The organism is Polaromonas naphthalenivorans CJ2 (genome assembly GCF_000015505.1).
Classification (GTDB): domain Bacteria; phylum Pseudomonadota; class Gammaproteobacteria; order Burkholderiales; family Burkholderiaceae_C; genus Polaromonas; species Polaromonas naphthalenivorans.
The window spans coordinates 91,204-114,879 of sequence record NC_008759.1 but is presented as its reverse complement, the minus strand read 5'-3'; the positions used below and the strand labels follow the sequence as shown (position 1 = coordinate 114,879).

Here is a 23,676-nt window from a genome sequence, read left to right as displayed (position 1 = left end):
TGTATTGGGAAGCAGGACCACCGCCGCTTCAAGGGGCGCGGAGGTCATCATCAAGAGGCCTGAGCCTGCGCGGCTGCCCGCTTAAAACCATCAAACACCATTTTTGCCAGCATTCCCTGCATGATGGCAAAAGTCCGGTCGTCCTGGAGCAACTGCCCGGCAATCTTGTTGTGGCTCTCCTGGCCATCAATGATGATGTCCATCATGATGTCCTTGAAGTCGCCCATGCCGAACTGCTGCTCGGTGTTGCTCACGGCCTGCTCGGCCAGCGTTTCGCTCTCGAGCAGCTTGCCCTTGATGGTCGTGACGTAGCCCACCAGGTCGGCCTCGGTCAGCTCGCCGGAGAACAAATCGTTCATCTTGTCGACGATTTCGGCCAGCTTCTTTTCTTCGTCGGTCTGGGTGGTGCCGCTGCCGGCGTCGGAAGCCGGCTTGAGCTTGACCAGCTCGCCCGTGGCGAGGTTGAGCGTTTGCTCGCCCAGCTTCTGGATGCGATAGTGCGTGAGCTGCACGTCCGAGTCCAGCTCCAGGATGCTGGAGCCTGAATTCCTGGCCGCCACCATGGGCATCAAGCCTTTGCCAAAGCTGTAGAGCTTTTCCAGGTCCGCATCCCCATAGGGAATGATTTGCGACAGGAAGTCGTACAGCCGCAAGAAGGTGCCCAGGTCCTTGCGAAACTGCTCGGCGTCTTCGTCCTCGAGGTCGTAGAAGCGGTCCTTGGCAGGTTTCAGGATATACATCAGGCTCGCCTGCTTGCACTTGGGGTCGAAAAAGGCTTTGGCGTATTGCTCAATCTCGTTGGGGACGTACACCTTCGCCTTGTCCAACTTAACCTGGAGCTCGTGAACGATGTTGGGGTCCGTGACGGCCTCCACCTCGGCCGTGCGAAAGTAAGGCTTGAAGCTGGCCAGAATTTCTTCAGGCTTGTTCACGAAGTCCAGCACGAACGGGTCTTCCTTGCCTGGCGCCATGCGGTTGAGCCGGGACAGCGTCTGCACCGCCATCACGCCAGACAAGCGCTTGTCGACATACATCGCCTGCAGCAGCGGCTGGTCGAACCCGGTCTGGTATTTGTTGGCCACCAGCAGCACGCGGTAAACTTCTTCCTTGAAGGCGTCGGATGGCTCCTGGCCCTTGATGCCGGCATTCATACTGCGTTCGCTGAAATCATCCGGCCCCGACTCGGGGTCCTGCACCTCTCCGGAAAAAGCCACCAGCGCTTTCATCTCCTTGTCGTAGCCCATCTCCTTGAGGTACTTGTCCATGGCCAGCTTGTAGCGCACCGCGGCTAACCGGCTGTCAGTCACCACCATGGCCTTGGCGTGGCCCCCCAGCTTGGGCGCGATGAACTCGCGAAAGTGCTCCACGATGACCACAATCTTTTGGGCAATGTTATAGGCATGCAGGACGGCAAAACGGCCCAGGGTCTTCTTGGCCTTCATCTGCGGCACCATCTTCTCGGCCGCCGTCGAGCCCAGCTTGTAGAACGTCTTGTACGACATGTACCGCTTGAGCACGTCCAGGATGAAGCCTTCCTCGATGGCCTGGCGCATCGAGTAAACGTGAAACGGCACGGGCAGCCCGTCGGTGCCCGGCCGGCCGAACAGCTCAAGCGTTTTGGACTTGGGGGTGGCCGTGAACGCGAAGTAGCTCACATTGGGCGGGCGCTGGCGCGAGAGCATCACCTGGTTGATGATGTCCTCGGAGGTCACGTCTTCCGGGTCGATTTCCACATCCACATCGACGTCCGCCGGAGCGCCGTCCAGCTCAACGGTCACTACCTTCTTGGTGTCCGTCGTCAGAGCCCGGCGTAGCTTCTGGGCGGCTGACCCGGATTGGCTGGAGTGGGCCTCGTCTACGATGAGCGCGAACTTCTTGTCCTTCAGGCCCTGGACCTTTTGCAGGATGAACTGGAATTTTTGCAGCGTGGTGATGATGACCGGCACGCCGTCATTGAGGGCCTTGGCCAGCTGCTCGGAGTTCTGGTCAATTTTTTGAACGGCGCCGGCCTTGTGCTCGAACTGCGAAATCGTTTCCTGCAGCTGGCGGTCCAGGACCCGGCGGTCCGTGATGACGATGACCGTGTCAAATACCTTGTCATCTTGGGCGCTGTGCAGGTTGGCGAGCCGGTGCGCCGTCCAGGCGATGGTGTTGGACTTGCCCGAGCCGGCAGAGTGCTGAATCAGGTAGACCTGTCCAACCCCTTCGTCGCCGGCGCCGCGAACCAGGTGCAGCACGGCGTCGAGCTGGTGAAAGCGCGGGAAAATCAAGGATTCCTTGGTGACTTTCTTGCCGGCCTTGTCCTGCGCCTCCTTCACCTCGATGTGCAGGAAGTTCCCCAGGATGTCGAGCCAGACATCGCGCGACCAGACCAGCTTCCACAGGTACCAAGTCGGGTAGCCATGTTCCTTGGTCGCAGGGGGATTGCCAGCGCCAGCGCCGCCAAAGCCGTCCGGACGGCCCAGGTTGAACGGCAGGAAATATGTTTTGTCGCCCTCGAGCTTGGTGGCCATGAAAACCTCGTCGGTCGACACCGCAAAGTGCACCAGGGCCCGGGTCTTGAACTGCAGTAGGGGTTCGAGCTCCTTGGACTTGAGGTCGCGGGGCAGGCGGTCCTTCTTGTACTGGTCGATGGCGTCCTTGATGGACTGCGTCATGTCGGTCTTGAGCTCTGTGGTGGCCACCGGCAAGCCGTTGACGAAGAGCACCATGTCAAAGCTTTTTTCGTTGTGCAGCGAGTAGTGCAACTGGCGGATGGCCGTCAGGCGGTTCTTCTCATACATCTCCCACAGCTGCATGTTTTTCTTGTGCGCCGGGCGGAACTGGCACAGGAAGAACTTGGTGGTTCCGTTGCTGCCCGAGTCCTTGAACCCGTGGCGCAGCAGGTGCAGGGTGCCGTGCCTGTTGAGCTGGTCGGCCACACGCTTGGTGAACATCGCCTCGGACTGGCCGTTGTGCCACTGCTTGAACTTGGCCCACTCCTTGGGCTGCGTCTCCTGGACGAAGGCAATCAGGTCTTCGGGGAAGAGGGCCAGCTCACGGCTGTAGGACTTGGCATCCTGCAGGTGGGTGCGCACGGACCAGCCGTTGGCGGCCAGGTGCTCGCAAAGCTCGTTTTCGAAGACGCGTTCGGTGTGGACGTTGGCTATTGTTGTCATGTTTTATTCGTGTAGGGTGGCGATTTAGCCAACGTATCCAACTTGGTCAAAAGCTCTTGCAGGGTCTAACCCCCGCGAAAAGCAGGTGCTATACTGAACAAATCTGTCTTGCGGTGAGACCCGGCAAGGCGTTCCGGTAGCCGAAAATTGCGCTAGATTCTCGGCCGATGAAGAAAATGGAGGTTCTTGCAGGCTAATTGCCTGGACGAGACGACTGACCAAGGTGTCAGAAGTTGGACTTTCAGCCGTTCTTCCATCCGAGACAGATTTTTTTATCACTAGAGCGCTCCCTTTCGGAGCGTTTCTGCTTTACGGGAATGCATCCAGTAAGCAGTCTCTATTTTCAGGTGCGGTACGGGCTCTGCGCTAAAACTGAGTATTGCAGCAGGGAACTGCCCAGACACTTCTTTGTTTTTTGACTTGTAAGTGCTGTTGAACATTACAAGCTGTTGGTCATAACCCTGTTTTCTGTCTCCTGTGCTTTTATTCGCACAAAAAGTGGGAGCTCCTTCAACAAAGAGCTGGCGCAGCAACTCCACCACAGCCAGAGTGCCAACTGCTTGGTTGTCTCGATGTTCCCGAATATGGTCAATACGTTCACGGGAAACCAGCACACTCCCGGTAAGCAGGGGAGACACCCCGGCCAGAACAGACAATTTGGAATTTTGGAGCCAGCGATTTATGGCAGCGTTGGCCCGCTTAGACAAAAACCATAGCACGATATCTTTGTCATAGGGCCAGTCAAGCGCGTCCTCCCACAGTACCCTTGACTCAAAAAATTCGTCAAGACCTCTTTTTGATTGCAGGGGGCCGATAACAAATGCTGTTTTTAATTTTGGGGAAATCTCATTCAAGGCTTTCGCAATGACGATATCGGCTTCGTTCGGAAGTTTCACGGTTTTTTTGCTCGGCTACGGAATACTTCGATTTATCTGCCAAGCACTGGCAGCCTGACTTCCGTCAGCTTCCAGTTCGCAAAGCCACTTCGCTCAAATACGACGCCCAGCTTTTCCGAGTTCGGTGCGCCGGGTTTTTGTGGGTCGGTTGCATAGGCGATGAGCCTGTCCACACCTTTTCGGTCATAGGTCCACTTTGGTTTGTTGTCCTCCCGGGCTGCGGCGGGGGCCGGGCTGTCCGGATTACTGGTGGTCGGCGCCGGGGCATCGCTCGTCTTGGCGGCAGCTGGAGACATTTGGCCGTCCTGCATGGCCCGCATCACCGTCTCGGGGCGGACCATGGCGTCCACGAACCGGTCTACCATGGCCAGGCCCAGCATCGAGCCCAGTGCAGCAAAAGGATTGCCCGCATCCTGGGTCTTGGCCATTTGTTCGCCCATGACGGCCGAGAGCTGGCCTTTGAGGCTCTCGCGCAGTTTCGGGTAATCCACGCGCTCGTTGAAGGCTTCGGCGTCCTTCTCCTGAGCTGCGGACTGCATCTGGCGAATTGCCAGAAACGGGGACCAGTACCAGTAACCGGCAACGGCTACAGCGGCGGCAATCACGGCGATTTTTATCGTTTTCGTAGTCATGAACATGTCCCGCAAGGATGCGTAGTTGAAGGGATAACCTGTTGGAAAAGGCTGGGCGTTACGCCCTGGACGGCCCCGTATTCGCTAGTAAACAAATTTGTATGCTATGCGGTAGCATTTGATAAGTATTTGATTTGATTGAGTTTTTAGGAGTTTTAAGTGTTTCAGGCTGGTCGGCAAGAGCCCGCGTTGTCAGATATCGAGCTCTAGGTTTCGCAGCCATTCGGCCATGGCATCATCCTGCACTTGGTACTCACCGTGGTCGAAACGGGCCACCAGGCCCTCGTCCTGAAGCCGGCGCAAAGAATTCTGGGGCGTGTTCTTGCTAACCGCCTTGTCCAGCCCGAGCGAGAGGCCCAGGCGCAGTCGGTTGGCCTCTGAATACAGGTCGGTCACCCCCTTCACCAGCAGCTTGAGCACCTCCCGGTCTGCGGGCAATAGCTTGTTCCACAAGTCCTTGAAATTGGCGCCGCTAAATACGTGCGCCTGGGTGTCTTCCAGCGCTGCCTGCGGACCAAGCTCTGCATAGGTCAGGTACCGGTTCAGGTAGCGCCGAAAGAACTCGGGGGTTTTTTTCAGCGTCTCAAAGGCGGCCATGGCGTCTTTTTCGGCCAGAGGAAACCGGGACAGATTGTTCACCTTGGCGACCATGGCCTTGACGAACTCGGCGTCAAGGAGCTCGAAAGGCTCGAGCGGCGCCCAGTTGTAGAACGGCTCCGTCGAGCGCCCGAACATGCGCCGCAGCGTGGGCTCGGAACTGCCGGCAAACACCACCTTGATGTTTTGCTTCCTGCTGTCCAGCCCCGCCCGCAGGGAGTGGGCCAGCTCGGTATGAAGCGGGTCCGCCAGCACCTGCGCCTCGTCGAGCACCAGCAGCAGGCGTTTTCCGGGCTTGTCAAATCCGCGCAGCAGCTCACTGAGCAACGGTCCGGCAATAGCGGGGCCGTCAACCAACTCGGCTTCGAGCGACCCTTCTACCAACCCAGGCAGCTTTCCAGAAGCCTTGACCTTCTTGAGCGGTGCGTTCAGCCGCTGGACCAGCTTTGAAAGGCCCTTGGGCTCCACGGCGCGGCTGAGCGCGGCCACCAGCGAGGGCGTTGGGTGAGTGCGGGCGTCCCACATGTTCAGATAAGCCGTAAGATAGCCCTCGGCCTGCGCCGCGGGGATAAGGTCTTGCTCAAGAAACTCAGACTTGCCCATCCGGCGTTTTGCGAACAACCCCCGTGCAGAAGACAAGCCCAGGCCGAAGGACAGCAGGTATTTCTGAGCCAACTCGGGGCGGGGGAAGTGCCAGGGGTCAGGGGCGAGGGTGGGCTTGGTCATTGGCGGCAAGTATCAGCATTTCTTAAATTTTTAATGAGTAGTATTTTCTCAAATACTTGTTAATAAAGCCAGTGGTTGTTGCATAGGAAAAGTCTTCAAATGCCCCCTTGAATGGGCATTTGCGCTATTTTTTTTTCGTCCAAGACGTGGATATGCTTGTGTTCAAGGAAGGCGATACCGCGACTCTAGCCACTCACTGGAGCGGTACTGGCGGCATGCGATAGATTTTCTCAGCAACCGTACGGGTACCTTCCACGAGGCTGTCCAGCCAGACAGTGGCCGGTTGCCCAAGGGCCAAGCGGCTGAGGGGCAGCCAGCGCGCGCGGAGGTCGCCTATGCGGCGCGTGTTGCCCTCCGAGGTTGGTGCTGGATAGCTGAGGTCGGTGGCATTCGGCGTGCGGCGAACTTGTTATTTTCGCGAAGCCCGGCTAATGTCGGGCTATGCAAATAACCGAGTTCAATACGCCAGAGGGGCTTGCCGTCACAGACCCCGAAATTCCGGTCGTCCTGGAGGCGTCCACCGGGCGGGAGCTTCCTGTGCGCGAGGTCATCGGGGACGACCTTGCGCACCTGATGCAGCTGAGAATGGCGGTTGCGACCAGCAACCAAGAGGACCGTGCCCTGTACCTGTGCCCGGAGTGCTTCGTCCCGCTCGCGCTGCTTTCTCGGAAAGAGCGCCGCCGATTCTGGTTCAAGCACACCCTGGAAGATGGGCGCTGCAGCGCGGTCACGCGGGGGGAGCTCACTCAGGAGGAAATCAATGCCAGGAAGTACAACGGGGCGAAGGAGAGCTTCCTTCATCGACAGATGAAGCAATGGCTGGTGGAGTCGCTGTACGCGAATGGTCGGTTTGCGGATATTGCCTCCGAACAGCGCTGGACCGGTTCTGTCACCGGTGCCTGGCGCAAGCCCGATGTGAGCGCACAACTCGAAAACCTGAAGTTCGCGTTTGAGGTTCAGCTCTCGACCACGTTTCTCGACGTCATCGCCGAGCGCCGGCGCTTTTACACCCTGGAAGGGGGCCTCCTGTTTTGGGTCTTCGCTCATTTTGAGGACGACGGCCGCCGGCTCACCCAAGATGACGTTTTCTACAACAATAACCAGAACGCCTTCATCGTGTCGCAAGCTACCCGCGATGCATCACGAGCGGCTGGGAAATTTCTGCTCGACTGCGTGTGGTCCGAGCCGGGCCATGGGAATGCGGAGCCCGTTCTGCGCCGGCAACGGGTATCTTTCGATGAACTGACGCTTGACCAGGAAAAGCAGCAGGTCTACTTTTTTGACTACGCCGGGGCTCAAGCCCGGCGAGTTGCTGACGAAGCTGCGGAGCGCGCCAGCTGGCCAACGCGATTTGAAGCCTGGTGGCTTCAAGTTGCGGGCAGCTATTCGTCCCTCTACGACCAGGAGCATGAAGTCCATCAGTTTCCGCAGTGCGTACCGAAGGACTGGAACGACTGGGGACTGATTTCTCTGACCCCGCTTCGCTTTTACGGCAAGGACATGCGCCTGCCAGTGGCCATGCTGAACTGCTTCTACTCGGCAAAGCACGGTAGGCCTGTGGGCCTGAACCGCAAGCACTTCATCGAAGTGGCGCACTACCTGGCTGAGTCTTACCCTCGATATCTGATGTGGTTCCGCCGGGCCCTTGCGGTGTACGACAGGGCTCCATTGCTGAAGCAGCAGGACAAGACGGGCAACTGGGCAAAACGAGTTAAGGCTTATTTGCCAGACATGCATGCCGACCCGGAGAAGTACACTGCGGACCAGAAGCACCAGCGTCTTTTCGAATATCTGTTTCCAGAACTTTTGCCGTTGCCGGCTTCGCCGAACGAAGCCTTGTAGGGGTGATGTGATGCTGCTAAGGCGCGGCTTGGCTCGCGCTCAAGTTATGCACCCTGTGCCTCCCCCGAGTCGGGGCTCTATGTTCTTTCCGCTAAAGACGGGCAACACCCGTGTGTAGAGGCTGCGGCGTCAAAGTCTTCAGCAGGTAAAGCGGAGGGGACGGGTGGCCCGCTTGGGTGAGCTTCAAAAAATGCAGGTTTGGCAGCATGCCGGTACGACATCACCCCGGCTTTGGTATGCACCACCAACACCCCAGGCTGCCACGACGACGCCAGCCCCTGCGCTATGCGCAGCAATGTCTGGTCGTTCTCTGGCCCGGTAGGGTCGGCTGTGGCCACCATGTCGGAGGGTTGCGGTGCGCGAAAGGCGAACAGGTTTGTCATGCAAAGCCCGGCTTAGCCTCAATCCTTGGCAAAAGGTTTTACTCCGCTGGTGGCCCAACGATACGCCGCAGCGCAATTATGGGTTTCCAATGGGGCGCCGCCGTTTGTGCGGAGAAGTGAATTCTGTAGGGGTTCAGGCATCAAGGAAGAATCCTCGCGAATCTGTGGTTGCTATAGTTACCGTTAAACACTATAATGGTCCTTATGACGCGTGCCGCCAACCTCTCCCTGTTGCCCATTGAGCTGACTAACCAGGTCACATCGCTGGGTCGGCGAATTCGTAGTGCGCGACAAGCACGCCGGCTCCGCCTAGAAGATATAGCCGACAAAACGGGTTTATCGCGCAAGACGGTGGAAGCGGTTGAGCGGGGTGAACTTTCAACATCGCTGGGGGCATACGTCGCCGTTCTAGGGTGCATGAGCCTGGGGCAAGAGCTTGACCTCATTGCGGACCCGGGGCTCGACCGTGACGGGCTCGCCCTGCGCTTCTCGGTCGCGGAAAAGCGTGTACGGCTTTCCCAGAAGGTTGACAATGATTTCTAACAAGACGTCCCCATTGAATTCCCCGGAACGTGAAAACGAACCGCTATGGGTATGGGTCTACTTGCCTGGCCAGGCCGAGCCGGTCTTGTGCGGTCGTTATGACCGGACAAGAAACGAGGTCGGAATTGTTGGTGCGTTCACATACGGCCGCAGTTACCTGGAACGGGAGGACGGGGTGCCTCTTGACCCAATTATTCTGCCTCTCCAAACAAAGCGGTATGAAACAGCTGCCCTAGACGGGTGGTTTTCTGTTTTACTCGATGCCGGCCCCGATGCTTGGGGGCGGCGCCTCATTGACCGCGCCATCGGTGTGCAGGATGAGCGGGGTTACCTACTGCATGCGCGTGGCCAAACGGTTGGCGCACTCGCCTTTAGCGACAGCCGCGAAACCCCGCCAGCACGCGCGCACTCGACGACGCCTCAAACCCTCGAGTACACGCTTGCCTTGCACGCGCGCGTCGAAGCAGGCGAGTCGCTATCTCCGGAGGAAAGCGTGTATCTGCTGGGCGAAGCAGGCTCAGGCGGTGTCCGCCCCAAGCTGACTCTCGAAGACGGCGGCGCGCTCTGGCTGGTTAAGGGCATAAGCGTGAAGGACAGTGTCGAGCTTGCACCGGTGCCGTGCGTCGAGGCTGCGCTGCTCACACTCGCAGACGCCTGCGATATCACGGTGCCGCGTCACAGCGTTCGTCAACTCGACGGTAAACCGGTGTTGCTTGTTGAGCGATTCGACCGCAGCCCGTTGAGCGGGGGAGGCTTCGGGCGCTGGCGTTACGCCAGCGCGCGGAGTATCTTCTGGAGTAATCCGGAGGTCGCCAAATACTCGTTTCAGGGCTCATACACGAACCTCGCGCGGCAGCTTCGCGTCTGGGAGCGCTCGCCAACGCGAAGTGTGCGTGAGCTATATCGTCGTGTCGTCTTCAACGCACTCGTAGGCAACACCGACGACCATGATAAGAACCACGGTGTCGTGGCAGGTGCTGACCGCGAGTTCGTTCTCGCGCCGGCGTTCGACCTGACTATTTCGGAAAAACTTAGCAAGCGCAATTACCTGGCGCTGAGTTTCGGGACGAAAGGCGGCGAAATTTCGCTGGAAAATCTTCTTTCTGACTGTGCGGTCTTTGGATACACACCGGCGCAAGCGCGCGAAATCATTGATGAGCAATGGAAGACCCTTTCCAGCCGCCTCCTTGAAACCATCGTAGCCAACGGTAGCGCGGAAGCCGCAGCCGCACGCACCATTGCGCGCATCCCCGGATACTCAATATTAGACCTCGGTTGAGGCGGCTGAACGAGGTCTGCGTGAGTAAGGCGAAGTCTTAAACATGCTCGTGCAAGCACGTCACAGTTGGGCCACCCGCGTCGTAACACCCTTGGCAATGCGAGAAGGCGGCACTACCCCCTCAGGGGGACTGGCCTGTTCTTCAGTCATGCGGCCACCTCAAGCGCGTCAAAGTCCAACTGCCCCGTCACCGCCGCTGAAATCAAAGAGGAGCGGTACTCGCGGAGGCGGTCAAGCATTTGAAGGGTATGCGCTTCCAACTGCTCAATTTTTAAGAGTTGCCGGTCAGCTACGTCACAGCGTACCCTCTGCTCATCAACTGTCAATACAGGCACCTTGAAGCGCAGAATTTGCTCCGGGCTTAGGTGCGGGACGCTGACTCCCGTTAAGTCCACTTCAACAGACTGCCGAAACTCATCGCTTAAGAGGGCGAAGAACAAAAATCGCTGGGTCAGCCTCACTCCCCCACGAAGTCGGCATACCCGCTGAAGGAGAAAGGAACCGGCTGAAGCTTCGTCAATCATGGCGACACGAGCACCGGAAGAAATCCAGGGGCGGTCCATGCCAAGTACGACGTCACCCTGTTGCAGCCTGAATCGCTCGAGCGAACTATCGTATTCACGGGACCAATAGACGGTTTCATCCCAGCGAATGCTGGCTGGAGCGACGTTTATACCTCGCAGAAGCGGAATGTTTCCCGCATCGCGACTGAATTCATCGCTGGGAAACGCATAGCCCGGAAGAAGGTCAACACAAAAGCCTAACTTCGCCCGAAGTCCGCTGGATGCTTCGGCCAGGACTTGCGCCGAAACTGACAGCCGATGCTCATTAAGCAGCGCTAAAAGCCGCTCCTTCTCCGCAATCAAAGCATCAATCCGCGCTGTTTTGTCGTCAAGGAAGTTGGCGATGCGCTCTTGGGCTACTGCCTCGGGCCAGACAGTCTTAAAGTCTCGTGTGAAGTCGTCAGGCACTCGTTTTAGGCCGCCAGCACCCGTCATTGCGCCGACACCAAGTTGCCGAAACATTTCACTTTGAACGATATAACGTAGGTACCTTGCGTTTGTCCCGGTCTTTGGACGAAGTACAGTTATTTCAGTTGTTCCAAAGCCAGCGCCCTTTTCCAAGCCCTGCATGAGCGCACCCTTACCGTTTTCAAAACACGGCGTTACTTTGGCAAACGCAACATCTCCGTCTTCGAAGTATGAATACCCGTTTCGAACTTCTGCGATGGGACGGGTTCGCGCAAGATTCAACGAACCGTTTTCGCCAATGGAGTCCATTGGCAGGAAAGAAAGTTCCGTGTCAAGCGCCGCAAGTAAGTCAGCACGAACCGGAGGATTGAGGTCGGTCACATAGCGAAGTCGCGTCTGCGCCCACCCGCTCACGCCACCACCCCCTTCATCAGCTCCACAAACCGCTTCTCCATCTCCAGAATTTCTTCTGCAATCACCGCCGGCTTGCGCGGCGCCTTGTAGACGTAGAAGTACCGGTTGAAATTGATTTCATAGCCAACCTTGCCCGGAAGACCGTCCTTTTCGTCCTTGACGTCCTTGTTCACCCAGGCGTCGGGCACATGCGGCAGCACCTCTCGCTTGAAGTACGCGTCAATCGACTCGGTGAGCGGCACGCTCTCCGTATCGCGCAGGTCCTTATCGAAGGCCTTCTCGCCCTTTTTGAATTTGCCAGTCTTGCCTTCTGCCAGGGGGCGGTCCACCGTCACCTTGCGGTAGCCGAAGAATTTGTTTTCAAAGACCTTGGACACAATCCGGAGGGCCGGTGCCTCGGCCGGGTTGCCGCCAGTCGATTTCACCGGCTCTTTGAACTCCAGCTCGAAGTTGGCATCTTTGGCACCCGCGGAGTAGACGCCCACGATTTCGGAAATCTGCTCGTCCGTGATGCGCACGCGTTTGTTGCCAAGGCTCTTTTTCATCTTGGTGTACATGCGCGTGGCGTCGATGAGCTGGACCTTTCCCTTACGGTCAGCTTTCTTGTCGTTATCCAAGATAAAAATGTAGGTGGCGATTCCGGTATTGAAAAAGATGTCGTTGGGCAGCGCAATGATGGCCTCCAACATGTCGTTTTCGAGCAGCCAACGCCTGATTTCCGATTCCCCGGAACCGGCGTCCCCTGTGAAGAGGGGTGAGCCGTTCAGAACGATGCCAATACGGCCGCCGCCTTCGGCAGCAGGGCGCATCTTGGAAATCAGGTGCATCAGGAAAAGCAGGGAGCCGTCTGATACGCGTGGAAGGCCCGGGCCGAAGCGACCGGCAAAGCCTTTTGTCTCGTGCTCAGTCTTGATAGGGTCAAGTACTTTCTTCCAGTCGACGCCGAACGGAGGATTGGCCGCGCCGTAGTCGAACTTCTCGTCAGGGAAGCCGTCTGCCGACAGGGTGTTTCCGCGCACGATGTTCTTGGGGTCCTGACCCTTGATGAGCATGTCGGCCTTGCAGATGGCATACGACTCATCGTTAAGCTCCTGGCCGAACAGCACCATTTTGGCCGATTTGTTGATGGAGCGGGCCACCGCCTCGCCCACGGACAAGATGCCGCCCGTGCCGGCGGTGGGGTCGTACATCGAGCGCACCACGCCCGGCTTGGATAGCGCTTCGCTGTCCCCGGAAAACAGGCAATGCACGATGAGTTGGATAACCTCACGCGGGGTGAAATGTTCGCCGGCTGTTTCGTTGGACGCCTCGGCAAACTTGCGGATGAGCTCCTCGAACACCAGGCCCATGGTTTCATTGGGCACGGCATCCGGGTGCAGGTCAATGCTGGCGAATTTCTGCATGAGCAGGAACAGCAGGTCCTTGTCATCGAGCTCCACTAAGCGTTCGAGGAATTTGAAACGCTCGAACACGTCACGGGCGTCGGCCGAAAACTCGCCGATATAGGCCGTCAGGTTCTGGCGAATGTGCTTCTGGTCATCGAGCAGGGTCTGCAGCGTGAAGGGGCTGGTGTTGTAAAAGGCCTGCTTGCTTTTGCGTTTGAGGATGCGGTCAAGGCTGGTAGGGGCGTCGCCTTCGCCCTTGTGCTTGGCATGCTCCTCAAGAACCTGTTCTTTGGTGCCTTCGAGCACGCAGTCCAGGCGGCGCAGGAGAGTCAGCGGAAGGATGACCTTGCCGTAATCGGCGGCTTTGTAGTCACCGCGCAGGAGGTCGGCGACGGACCAGACGAAATTTGCGAGTTCTGAGAAATTTTGAGCCATATCCTAGGATTACTTGTTATCTGTTGGTTGGGTGGGTGGGACCGCAGGCACGGGGGCCGGCTTGAGCTTGAGCTTCTTGGCGTGCTCGCGCACCATGACCTCAAACATGTTGGTGAGGCTGCGGTGCTCGGCCGCGGCGCAGCGCTCCCACAGGTCCCGGACCTCGGGGGTCATCTTGAGCGATGTCGCTTCTGTTTTGCTTTTGGGACGGGCCATAGTGAGTTATTTAGCATGGTGCTTTTATATTGCTAATGGATATACGTTATGTTGCCAGATGAACAACCGCAGAAACTTCGATAACGGCGTCCAGCACCTGCGATATCCGATTTGCGGCCCGGCCCTTTACATTGAAGCCTAGCTCCAGGGAGTAGTGAAAGGACCATTCGTTCATGTTGGAGGAGCCGACGTAGCACTCGTCCTCGTCAACGCGCACCGCTTTGGCATGAAACGTCTCGTTCCTGCCCGCCCTTTCTTGTGCAATTCTGAAGTCATAGACTTGCACGCCCAGCGCTTGGAGCTCAGGCAGGCGAGGCGCTACCGCCACGTCGAAGGGCCGGCGAGTAATCAGCTCGCGCCGTACGGCAGGTCCTGTCTCACCGAACAGCACCACCAGCCGGTCCAGCCCAGAGCTGTCCACGAAGGGCGACATCACCGTAAACCGGCGCTGAGCACGATGCGCCAGGTCTATCAGCGCCTCGGCCGTGGTTTCGAGCCCCCGAAAGCCCTCGAGCGTTTTCTCCAGGGTGCCCGTGAACTGGCTCGGCTCGGCCGGCTTCGAGATGACGGCCGTCACTCGGTCCCGGTCTTCGTGAACGCGCTGGCGGTAAACGTTCAGCCCCCGAAGCATGAGCGCAAGGTCCGCCGCTACAGCCGGCGAGCACGACAGATGCCACTGACCCATGGATGCTTCACTGAAGACCGCTGCGCCAGCGCCGGCCCGCAGGGCGCGCGCGAGTTCCGGAAGCTTGGCCAGGGAGATGCCTGCCCTTCCCGCAAGGCTGCCCAGGGATGTTGGGCCCCGGAGCAGTCCTTTGCTCGCCAGTCCCAGCACGGGCTCTAGCAGCTCAGAATGCTTGGCCAGCACTGCAAAGGTCGAGTCAAGCTGCGGCATGTGCGTGCGCCATGTCCAGGAAGCCAGGGATTTCCTGCCCTTGGTGGTCCTTGTCTTCCCGAGGGGCCGGGCCGCCACGCAGTACTGCGCGGGACAGCAGCTGGTTGCTCGCCAGGCACGACGTCTCGGGAACCATCACGCAGTCAGGGCATGCCCCCGGCTTGTGGGGATTGGTGTCACACAGACTGCCGGAGCCGCACATGAGCGTCTTCGATGCCAGCAGGTGCTCCAGGAAGATGTTGTTAAAGTTGCGCCACAGGGCAGACAGGTTGCCCAGGTCCATCGTCGTGCCGTTGCGGTACACCACGAAGGCCATATCGGCCGGGAACAGGTACTCGCTGAGCGAGCCCAGGTCCAGGCCCGAATACTCCGAAATGGACTTCATGAACACATGCGCATAGGTGTGCAGCAGCGTGTAGACGTAGCGGTACGTCGAAGCGGGCCCGGGGTGAAGCTCAGAAAAATACTTTCCGAAGGGACGTGCCAGCTGAAGCAGGTGGGCGCCGAACTTCAGCGGGCCCGCCGGGTCCCATTCGGGCAGGTCGCCAACGCCGACTCCCTTGAGCCAGGCATAGACCAGTTCCGGGCGCAGCCGCACATAGATAGCTTCGTTGGCCTGCGTGACCACATAGACGGGCCGCTTGCCGTTACCCAAGGTGGGGAACAAATTGAGCCGCACCGGATAGTGAACCGCCTGACCGCTGTCGTTCTTTTCAATCAGGGGCTCGCTGGACATCCGGGTAAAGCCATGCGTGAATCGGCATAGGTCGAACTCCCGAATCAGGCCGATTTCTGCCATCCCCAGCAGTCCCATCAGGCGCGTCGTGGCCTGCTGCTGCTCCGTGCGCAGGGCCTCGGTGCTGGGCGACAAGTCCTTGTCCAAGTGGTTGAACCGCACAAAGGGCGCGCGCCCCTCCAGCCCCGCGGTTGCAGACAGCTTGCTTCGGTTCAGCGCTTCGTGCTCCACGGCCAGGGTGAAGGGGTCGTAGCGGCTGCCGAACTCGGCCCTGAGCTGCGCCTGGCTCAAGAGCAATGGCGGTATTTCGCGGTCCACGGGAATGAGCCCCGGGGTATTTCGCCAGTCCTGAGCCTTGTCCTCCAGGCTTTTTTCCAGCATCCGGGCCATGTCGGGGTTAGCCTGCATCAGCGGGTTGCTCAGCATCAGCGCAATACTTTCATAGTCCTGGACCTTGTGCCTGTGCTGCTCTCCGCCCGCGCGAAGCGTCTCGAGCATGCTCTGCGCCGTCGGCACGACGGCCCCCATCCCGTAGCGCTCCGCAACGAAAGCGGCCAGTTCCTGGTGCTTGCCCTCCTGTAGCAGCCGCAGCAGGCTGCTCTGCTCTTTTGAGAACACGACGAACTGCTCGGTGTGCGGATAGAACACAGCAGACGCCCGGTAGGAGATGGGCTCCATTCGCCGCCACCGCGGCGGCCTGGCCGTGCCCTGGTCACCCAGGAGTTCGGTGGTGACCGGGTCGTTTTGAATCCAGCTGTCGCCGTCTTTGTGACCTGCGTCGCACTGGAAGAACCACTGGCCGATGCGTGGCGAGTTGTCCCGCAGATAAAATTTTTCGCTGCCACACCAGCATCGGCCCATCGGTTCGTGGAGTTGACCGGGACGCTTTTCCGTGCTGGCACGCCATTCCCACCTGCCGGGGCTCGGCGGCTCCCAAGCTCCAGACCAGTGGATGAACACCACGTCCAGCTGGCGCCAGCGGCACTTTCCCGTGTGCTCGGGGCCCGTTGCACCGCAGGGCTCGCCCGCCAGGCCAGAGAGCCCGTCAGCCGCGGCCTTGACCGAAGTAAAACTCCTGAATCGCTGGCAAACGTTGCAGACAAAGGCCAGCGGCGCGGGAACGTAGCCCATCTGCAGCGGGTCCACCAGCTCGAAGCGGGACGGGGACGGGGCGTGGTACCGGCCTTCGCGCAGCAGCATGAGGTCAAGGCACTGCCCGGGCAATGCAGCGTGCTTGTCGGTGCCTCCAGTGCTGGCCCGGTTGAACCAGTTCTGCCAGACCTCACGCACCCGCAGATGAATCTGCTCGGCCGTCTCCTTGGAGATATCCGCAGGCGTTTGCCGCTCTTGCTGGTCCGGGATGGCCAAGCAGGCGCCTAAGCCGCCCTCGAAGGTGAAAAGAGCACCGGGCGCATAGGCCGTGGCAACCTGGCTTCGAGACCGGGTCATCGGAGGTGCCTTGGGCGGCTGAATCTCCGCGCCCGCCGCAGTCTTGGCCTTGTGTGAATAGCTCATTGTCCTTCTCCCCTTACGTCACTTTGCGCAACCCCATGCCGGATAAATATCATCACTTTGCGAGCGAGCTCGGTCTCCAGCCTCCTGCCGTTGAGGTCCTTTCCGCCGAAATGGATATTGGCCATCTCATCGACGTCGCGCAGGGAGGTCATGGGCCGGTTCATCACGCTGGTTTGCTCCCGGAAGTACTCGAACAGGCTCTGCTCTGCCTGCAGGTCGTTGCTGGCCCAGCCGTTTAGCAAGTCATAAACTTTGTCCCGCACCAGTGCGCTGTAGTGCTCCTTGCCCCCCGGTGCAAAATCTCCGTTATTCAGGCCAATGGCTCGCTCAATAAACCGGCACAGGCCGTCGACAAGCTTTTTCTTTGACGCCTCCTGCTTGAGTTCCCGGATGATGCTGGGAATCCAGTCCAGGCTCGCGACGTTTTCCTTGTCCTCAGGCTCCGCCCAGGTGATATCTGACATGTACCGCACGCCGGTGAGATACGTCTGGATGAAACTGGGAAGTACGCGTTCGATGGCCTTGCCGGCCCAGCGGTCGATGGCCGCCGGCTGAACCATGCGCTCCAGGAATCGATGAAAGCTGTCGAACACTTCCACGATGTAGCGGTCCCGCCGGCGCTGCGGGGTGGGAATGAGCACAATGAAGCCCACATGCGTGCGTCCGACCCGAGAAGACGCCTGGATGTATTCGGCGATGTCCGAAGGCATGCCCGCAAAGAACATGGCGTTGAACTCATCGACGTCCACGCCGTGGGAGATGGAGGAGGTGGCAATGACCGAGCGCAGCACGTCGCCCAGCTCGCCCATGGGGTGCCCTGGCGCGGGCCGGCGTTGCGCGTCTTCGATAGTGTGCTGGATGTCCCCTTGGGACACCGAGCCCGAAATCAACTTGGTTTTCAAGTCGCCCATGGCAAGGCCCCGGTCGGCATGCCGCTTTCGCGTCTCCTCAAACTCAGCCGCCATGATTTGGTCACCGCCCTTTTTGTTGGTGACGTAGGTCAGCGCGATGCGGTGCAAATCGATGAGCGTAGCCAATTCGGAGTCTGTGGCCGCTTCAAGCTGGGCGACGTACATCGCGCAGAGGGGGCCTTCTGAAACACCTGCTGTCAGCCGAGCGCGCAAGGCCTCAATTCGCGGCGTGTCCCCGGACGCCATCCCCATCAAGAACTCAGAAATAAGCGTGTGAAAGTTAGACAGCACCGACACCGTGGTCGCGGTATGAGGCCGCCCGTTGGTCATGAACGCCACATACACACGGCTCCAGCTTGCCCATTTTTCAATGTCACGGGTGGCAAAAGCAGCCCGCCCCGTGTCTTGAGGCGATGGCGCCTTCGGCCCGGCATAGAACGATTCGTACAGACTTTGCCCCGGAAACGGGAACTGCATCGCAGGCACGGGGCGCTGGTATAGGTGCTCCATCTGGCGCTGGGGCTCGGAGACCGTCGCAGAAGCTGCAATGACCTTGGCCCGCCGGCGTGTCTGCCCGTCTGGCTCGAACGTCACCAGCGCGTGCAGCGGCTTGCTCATCTCGGCCAAAATAGCGTCCAGCGCCGACTCAAACAGGCCCGCGAAGGTGCCCAGCGACTCGTCCAGCAAGTGCGCCTCGTCCTGAATCAGCAGGCTGGGAAAGGGGTCGTGAAACAGCTTGATGCCATCGGGATAGGCGGGAAACAGGCCCTCGCATCCGTGGGCTGCGGGGCCTCCTGCGAATTCCTTGGGTTGCTGCGGCACCCTCAGCCGGCCCGTTGCCTTGTGACGCCAGGGGGCCGCACCTAGCATGCCGTAAATACGGCGAAGGGTTTTTGCGGACTGGCCAATGAGCGCCAGCTTGTCAACGGTGCCGAGCAAAACGGACGGGGCCAGGTCGTAGATGTCACTGTCACAGATATAAAAGGGAAGGGGTTGCCAGCCTCCAATGTTTGAAGCGCAGCTGGCGCTGGTACAGACATGCGCCAGCGTGCCTCCGAGCGCCGGGAACAGGCGCAGGGCGGTGTCAGCCTTGCAAAAGGGGCAGTTCGGAATTTTGTTCCAGGCAGCTTTTTGCAGCTCGTAGTTCACGTCGGTCTGCAGCAGCGCAGCTTCACCTTTGGCGGTAGGGGGCTCCTTCTCCACGGGGGGGATGAGGTCCATGCCGGGTGCGCCGGGGTGATTGGGAGAGCCGCCGCTGCCGACCCAAAAGCCAAGGGCAAACGCGTCGCCGCCATGCCCGTGCTTGCGGCGGACCAGCTCGGCCTTGGCCAGGACCCGGGCGCAGCGCTGGGCTTGCTGGATGGTGAGCAAGCGCAGCGGATAGCGCAGCATGGCGGTCACGCCCGTCTTTTTCCCCCTCAAGCGGTCAAAGAACAGGTTGAGCACCAGGAGTCCGAAAAACGCCTCGGATTTGCCCCCGCCCGTTGCGAAGTACAGCAAGGTCACCGTGTCGTCCCGCTCCCTGTCGAACTCATGACCAAAACACTTCATTCGGCTCGCAATGGCTGGCACGTTGGCCACGATAAAGGCAATCTGAAACAAACGCCAGGCGCCGCTGTCATCGGGAAGCTTCTCCTTCATCAGCTCGGCCATGGTTTCGTTCATGGCGAGCCAGGCCTCATAGACCGCGGCCTTGTCGCTCGACTGCGGCCCCCGCTTCTTGGTCTTGTCCCACTCGGCCTTGGACTCCTTCAGGATTCGAAGGCCTGCATGAATGGCTTGGATTTCCTTCTTCCAGGACTCTGTGTCTGCGGCAAAGCCGCCTTGCTCGCGCAGCAGGCCGGGGACGTCATCTGCCGAGAGGCCCTCCTGGAGATGCACCTTGCTGGGCAGTGTCGCCAGCCAGGCATCGAGCTCCTCGCCCAAGAGAAGCAAGCCGGCCAGGCCTTGCGGTTCGCTCAAAGCCCGGATGTGCGGGTTCACCGCGGTGTATGACTTGGGAACAATCCGCGGCTGGGTGTAGCGAGGCGACCAGGTCGTGCGCAGCGTCAGCACCTGGGGGTTCTCACTGTGCAGAACCTCAACGCCGCCGTTAAAGCCGGTGGCGGGGTAGTCCAGGTACTTGTTGTAGCGGTAGGACGCCTCGACCCGCCCGAGTTTGAGCGGTCGGTGCAGCGCGCGTGGCAAGGTCGCGGTAACGTCCACCTGAAACACCGCATCGTCCGTCTCGTCGCGATTCTTCTTCGGAGGCTCCGAACGATTCTCCAGCGACACATGGACGCTGGCGCGCGCGGGGTCCAGCCAATCTGGCGAGACACGGGCGTCCCACCCTAGCTTAATCGCAGGCAAGGCGACGGGTTTGCCCGACGCACGTACTTTTTCCAAGAATGCTGCCCATCCCTTGTATTCAGACGGATAGACTTTGATGCCCGTGCGAAAGCCCCAGGCCAGCCCCTCTGGACTCGTCGCCCACGCCAGCAGAGCCGTACCGATGGCGCCGTTGAGCGCGCTGGCCGCCAGTTCACAAGCTTCGCGCAACCCGCTCTTGTCCTGCTGGGGGTCCAGGATGAAAGTCGGCAGGGCATCCTGCGGCAAAGGCAGCCGGAGCCACTTGTGCGGAATGTCCATGGGCTGGAACTGGGAATCCTTGAGGGTAAGCTCTGGGGCTGAGGCCCCCGGCACCGTGAACCCTTCTTCCGCCGCGCCATCTTCCGCCACATTTGCGCTGGCCCCTTCTTCATCAGACGCATCCTCCGGTTCTTCGCTGAAAAGCGTTTTCAGGTCCCGTGGCAAGCCTAAATCCGCGTGAATCCGCGTGCGGATTTCGTCCTCGGCCGTCTTCCAGCCGGGGTGGTCCACCCGGCGCTTGTACGTGCCCATCATCTCAGCCCACTTTGCTTTCAACGCGGCAGACACCTTGGCCTGAAGGTCCCGGCGCGTGACATCGTTCAGGCGAAAGCGCAGGACGCAGTCGGGCCGGGCCATGTCCTCCACCGAAGGCAAGACCCGCACGTAAACCTGTAGGCGGGGCTGGACAACGACAGGCCCCTGCCTGGACGTGCTAACCTGAAAGTCCAAGCCATGGGCACAGATTTGAATGGGCTGGGTGACCTCGTCACCTCCCGCCGCGCCGGCGGGCACAGGCAGTAAAAAGGCCGAGCTCAGCAAAGCGCGAGGCCGGGCCCCGAAAAGGATGCTGCCTTCGGGGCCGTGCCCGCTGATGCGCTGAAACGTCAGGTTCACCAAAGCGTCCACAACGGCTTCTTTCAGCGCTGTTGAAATCGTCAGCGGGTCGGCACGCATTAACAAGTCAGGCATTTAGTTCCCTTGAGTGAGGTTTTTTGATGGCTTCGATGGAATACACGTTTTCCTCGGCACGAGAGAAAAGGTACGAAACGACTTCGGGCTTCATTTTTTTATGGACGACGACCGACTCGGGCTCCATCAGCATGTCGGAGTAGGCGTCTGAGACGCGGCGCCCGTCTGCCCGCCTTGCGCCCCGAAGGGGCTGGATGACAGCTTTCCAGAAATAGACAGTTTCCAAGGCACTAAACCCGATGACCTTTGCGAAGGCACTGAAGTGCGCGGCCTGCCGGGGCGCCTGGCTGGTCTGCTCCTGAAAATTTGCGCTCATATGGCCCGCTACGTCCAGCCAGTGCCGGATGGAACCCTCGGCGGGAAACCCTTGGGGTGCGTCTGGCGCAGCGATGAGCCGCTCGCGCAGCTCACGCGCCTGTTCGAGGAGCGTTGCCTTTTTCAAGGTCTCAGCAATACCGCGAAGCACCCGGTTATGGTAGTGATGCAGGGACGCTTCAAACTGCTTGTCGTGGCTAACGTCCACCCCCGCATCCCGCAGAGCTGCCTCGGTCGCTTCGCGCAGTTCACCGGACATGACGAAAAGGCGCTGACCGGCCTGCAGGTCCTGCACGCCCACGCCTCGAAATCCCCGGGTTTGCGTGTATCCGTAGAGGGGGTCGAAAATATAGACCTTCGCGCCCGGGCTGCGCCGCACGGACCGCCCGTTTTCCAGGACCAGCTCCCACGCGTCTGGGTCCTTGCTCTCCTCGTCCTGGCTTTGCGTGGCCAGTGCCTGCTCAAAGGAAAAGGCGGGAAGCACAAAGTCTTCGCGGGCAAGGAATTGGCGGTCACTTGGCTCGGGAAACTCCGGCAGCTGCTTGAGCAGGCCCGTGACGCGTGGGCCCAGGTCCTTGAAGGCGGGCATCGCGTCGATGACCGCCAGCGTGGCTTTGAGGTAAGCCGCGTTCCTCGTGGTGAGCAGCAAGTGCGTACGCGCCGAAATCCCGTCCTCCAGCATCAGGCTGCGCAGCGAATTCTCATCAAGCCCGGCGAAAACGACAGTCTCGTTCTCGCGCAGTCCCAGCTCTGCTGAAGGCGAGCCAGACACCACCATGCGCACGCGGTCCTTCAAAACCTCAAAACCTGCGCCTTGCGGATAACCGTCGTACGTTTCGAAATAGCGCTCGGCCAGACGCTTGGCCGTGGGCCGGGTAAACACCACGCAACAGCGCTCCGTGCCGCCTGTGTGCTTGTCCAGGAGATTGGCCAATTGCCGGGCAAACGGAGTGCCCTTTTCATACGCGAGCCACATCGCGTCGCACTTTTTAATCACGCCTTCAAGCCGCGTCTTGTCCGCATACCCCGGGTCCTGGAGGAGCACGCGCAACTTGGACCGATAGCTGGGCCAGGCGTACTGCTCCCGCACTGCCATGGGCATGCCGGTTTGATTGAGCCACTCCGAGAGCACCCGCGTGCTGGAGGGAAGCGCAGAGAGCTGGGACAGGTAACGCGACACCTTGCCCAGCAACTCCTGGCTGCCCGGGTTCGAAGTTGCCTTTTTCAGCCTGTCCACCTGGCCAATGAGCTTGGCAGCCTCTGTGTCGGTAAAGGCCACCTGTATGTCCCGGGCCTGGGGCGTCAGCGCCTCAGCTGCGCCGGCGGGGAGAAACCCGTCCTTTGTAGTGGCGCAGGGAAACCCATGCAGCGCCATCCCGGTGCTGCCAGCCGGCAGGGTCGCGCCGCCGTTTTTTGCGCCGAGTCGAGCCATTTCCTGGACTAGCTGATTGCGCAAGTGCGGCTCGTCGGCAACGATGCAGATGCCGGGCCGCTGCTTGGGCCACACGTCAGCAACCACTTGGAGAAACCTCACCGTTGAGCGCAACCACTTCGGATTGTTCTTGCGCGCAGCCCGGGTGACATCGACCAAGATGGCATGGGGCGAGCCCAGCTTTTTAAGGCTTCGCAGTGCTTTTTCAAGGTCCTCGGCGCCGCTGCGCCAGCCCAGGGCGAACAGGGCATCAGGTGCGTAATCCGGGGCGGAGAGGGCCGGGATGGCGTCCATGTTGAGCGCCCGGGTATGGTGCAGGTCTCCCAGCCGGGTTTTCAAGTTTTTGAGCAAGTCGCCCGCGCAGGAGGCCCATCCCTTGAATTCCTGGTCGGAATAATAGTGCGGCAGTATCTCCCCGATAGTGGGCTGCAGTGCTATGCCTGCGCCGCAACGAACGCTTCTGAGGGAGGTAAAAAAGGTGTCTTTTTCACGGCACGGCACCAAAACTTTGGGATTCACCTCGCGCGGGGGCTCGTAGAGCTCGGCGTACAGCTTGGCCAGCGCGAGGCGGTCGATTTGGGCGTGGTTCAGGTCCTGAAACACGTTGGCTCTGGCGGGATATATCAGCGTGCGGATTCCCCGTTTGTCTCCCTTGTGCCACCTTGAAATGGTGGAGACAGCGTGAAGGCACGCCAGGCTGCGCAGCGTACCGGGCCAGAGCAGGGCGACCTCCACCTTGTCGGCGGGAATTTGCAGGAGATGGCCGGCCAGCTGCTCAACGGTCTTGCTCACCGTTATTGGGGCATTGTCGATGTCCCGGTAAAGGTCAAAGCCAACCCCCACGCGTGCGGGCTCGCCGGGGGACTCCTGCGGCAGGACTGCCGACAGCCCGGGGCTTGGCTTCTCGGCGCGGGCCTTGGCCGGCAGCTCCCCCGGAGCTCCCGAGGACGGCTTGGCGCCAATGCGCAAGAGCCTGGCGATGTTCTCCTTCTTTTTCAGGAGGACGGCCTGCGTTTGCATCAGTCTTTCTTTTTCAAGAGCAACCTGGTTCTGCATACGATTGAGGGGATATGACAT

General features: G+C 59.8%; 15 protein-coding genes. 3 read left to right on the top strand and 12 right to left on the bottom strand.

From position 1 onward, the window contains the following. Positions 1–50: 50 nt before the first annotated feature. The 4 genes from PNAP_RS23440 to PNAP_RS23425 all read right to left on the bottom strand — a co-directional run bounded on the left by PNAP_RS23440 (position 51) and on the right by PNAP_RS23425 (position 6,009). Complete coding sequence (locus PNAP_RS23440) at positions 51–3,158, bottom strand: type I restriction endonuclease subunit R (protein WP_011798359.1); 3,108 nt, start codon at positions 3,156–3,158, stop codon at positions 51–53. A 278-nt stretch (positions 3,159–3,436) separates the two neighbouring features. After that, a complete protein-coding gene (locus PNAP_RS23435) occupies positions 3,437–4,054 on the bottom strand; it encodes a hypothetical protein (RefSeq protein WP_011798358.1) in 618 nt (205 codons plus the stop codon). Between the two features lie 32 nt (positions 4,055–4,086). Further along, the gene (locus tag PNAP_RS25315; RefSeq protein ID WP_049763838.1) at positions 4,087–4,692 is read right to left on the bottom strand and encodes a DUF2939 domain-containing protein; all 606 of its coding nucleotides are present in this window, start codon (positions 4,690–4,692) and stop codon (positions 4,087–4,089) included. 186 nt (positions 4,693–4,878) lie between these two features. Then, positions 4,879–6,009, bottom strand: coding sequence for an ATP-binding protein (locus PNAP_RS23425; protein WP_011798356.1), 1,131 nt, complete (start codon positions 6,007–6,009; stop codon positions 4,879–4,881). 441 nt (positions 6,010–6,450) lie between these two features. Here PNAP_RS23425 and PNAP_RS23420 point away from each other — a divergent pair, with 441 nt between their 5' ends. Beyond that, on the top strand, positions 6,451–7,851 hold the full coding sequence (locus PNAP_RS23420) for a DUF6035 family protein (protein WP_011798355.1): 1,401 nt from the start codon (positions 6,451–6,453) through the stop codon (positions 7,849–7,851). Between the two features lie 77 nt (positions 7,852–7,928). Here the strand turns inward: PNAP_RS23420 and PNAP_RS28370 are convergent, their stop codons facing one another. Beyond that, the gene (locus PNAP_RS28370) at positions 7,929–8,234 is read right to left on the bottom strand and encodes a DUF1643 domain-containing protein (RefSeq protein WP_011798354.1); all 306 of its coding nucleotides are present in this window, start codon (positions 8,232–8,234) and stop codon (positions 7,929–7,931) included. A 204-nt stretch (positions 8,235–8,438) separates the two neighbouring features. Here PNAP_RS28370 and PNAP_RS23415 point away from each other — a divergent pair, with 204 nt between their 5' ends. Next, on the top strand, positions 8,439–8,777 hold the full coding sequence (locus PNAP_RS23415; RefSeq protein WP_041377752.1) for a helix-turn-helix domain-containing protein: 339 nt from the start codon (positions 8,439–8,441) through the stop codon (positions 8,775–8,777). After that, positions 8,767–10,056: a type II toxin-antitoxin system HipA family toxin gene (locus PNAP_RS23410; RefSeq protein WP_011798353.1), complete on the top strand. Its 1,290-nt coding sequence runs from the start codon at positions 8,767–8,769 to the stop codon at positions 10,054–10,056. Before PNAP_RS23415 ends, PNAP_RS23410 begins: the two co-directional genes overlap by 11 nt. A 146-nt stretch (positions 10,057–10,202) precedes the next feature. Here PNAP_RS23410 and PNAP_RS23405 read toward each other — a convergent pair whose 3' ends face one another. The 7 genes from PNAP_RS23405 to PNAP_RS23370 are packed head-to-tail and all read right to left on the bottom strand — an operon-like array spanning position 10,203 to position 23,676. After that, positions 10,203–11,408, bottom strand: coding sequence for a restriction endonuclease subunit S domain-containing protein (locus PNAP_RS23405; protein ID WP_157040528.1), 1,206 nt, complete (start codon positions 11,406–11,408; stop codon positions 10,203–10,205). A gap of 29 nt (positions 11,409–11,437) precedes the next feature. After that, the gene (locus PNAP_RS23395; RefSeq protein WP_011798351.1) at positions 11,438–13,261 is read right to left on the bottom strand and encodes a type I restriction-modification system subunit M; all 1,824 of its coding nucleotides are present in this window, start codon (positions 13,259–13,261) and stop codon (positions 11,438–11,440) included. Between the two features lie 9 nt (positions 13,262–13,270). Then, positions 13,271–13,477 (bottom strand): hypothetical protein, encoded by a 207-nt coding sequence (locus PNAP_RS23390; RefSeq protein ID WP_011798350.1) that lies wholly within the window; start codon positions 13,475–13,477, stop codon positions 13,271–13,273. Positions 13,478–13,523: 46 nt separating this feature from the next. Next, a complete protein-coding gene (locus PNAP_RS23385; RefSeq protein WP_011798349.1) occupies positions 13,524–14,372 on the bottom strand; it encodes a phospholipase D-like domain-containing protein in 849 nt (282 codons plus the stop codon). Continuing rightward, complete coding sequence (locus PNAP_RS23380) at positions 14,359–16,623, bottom strand: hypothetical protein (protein ID WP_011798348.1); 2,265 nt, start codon at positions 16,621–16,623, stop codon at positions 14,359–14,361. Before PNAP_RS23380 ends, PNAP_RS23385 begins: the two co-directional genes overlap by 14 nt. Further along, positions 16,620–20,852: a DEAD/DEAH box helicase gene (locus tag PNAP_RS23375; protein WP_011798347.1), complete on the bottom strand. Its 4,233-nt coding sequence runs from the start codon at positions 20,850–20,852 to the stop codon at positions 16,620–16,622. The genes PNAP_RS23380 and PNAP_RS23375 overlap by 4 nt, the downstream gene beginning before the upstream one ends. Continuing rightward, positions 20,845–23,676 (bottom strand): hypothetical protein, encoded by a 2,832-nt coding sequence (locus tag PNAP_RS23370; protein ID WP_011798346.1) that lies wholly within the window; start codon positions 23,674–23,676, stop codon positions 20,845–20,847. The genes PNAP_RS23375 and PNAP_RS23370 overlap by 8 nt, the downstream gene beginning before the upstream one ends.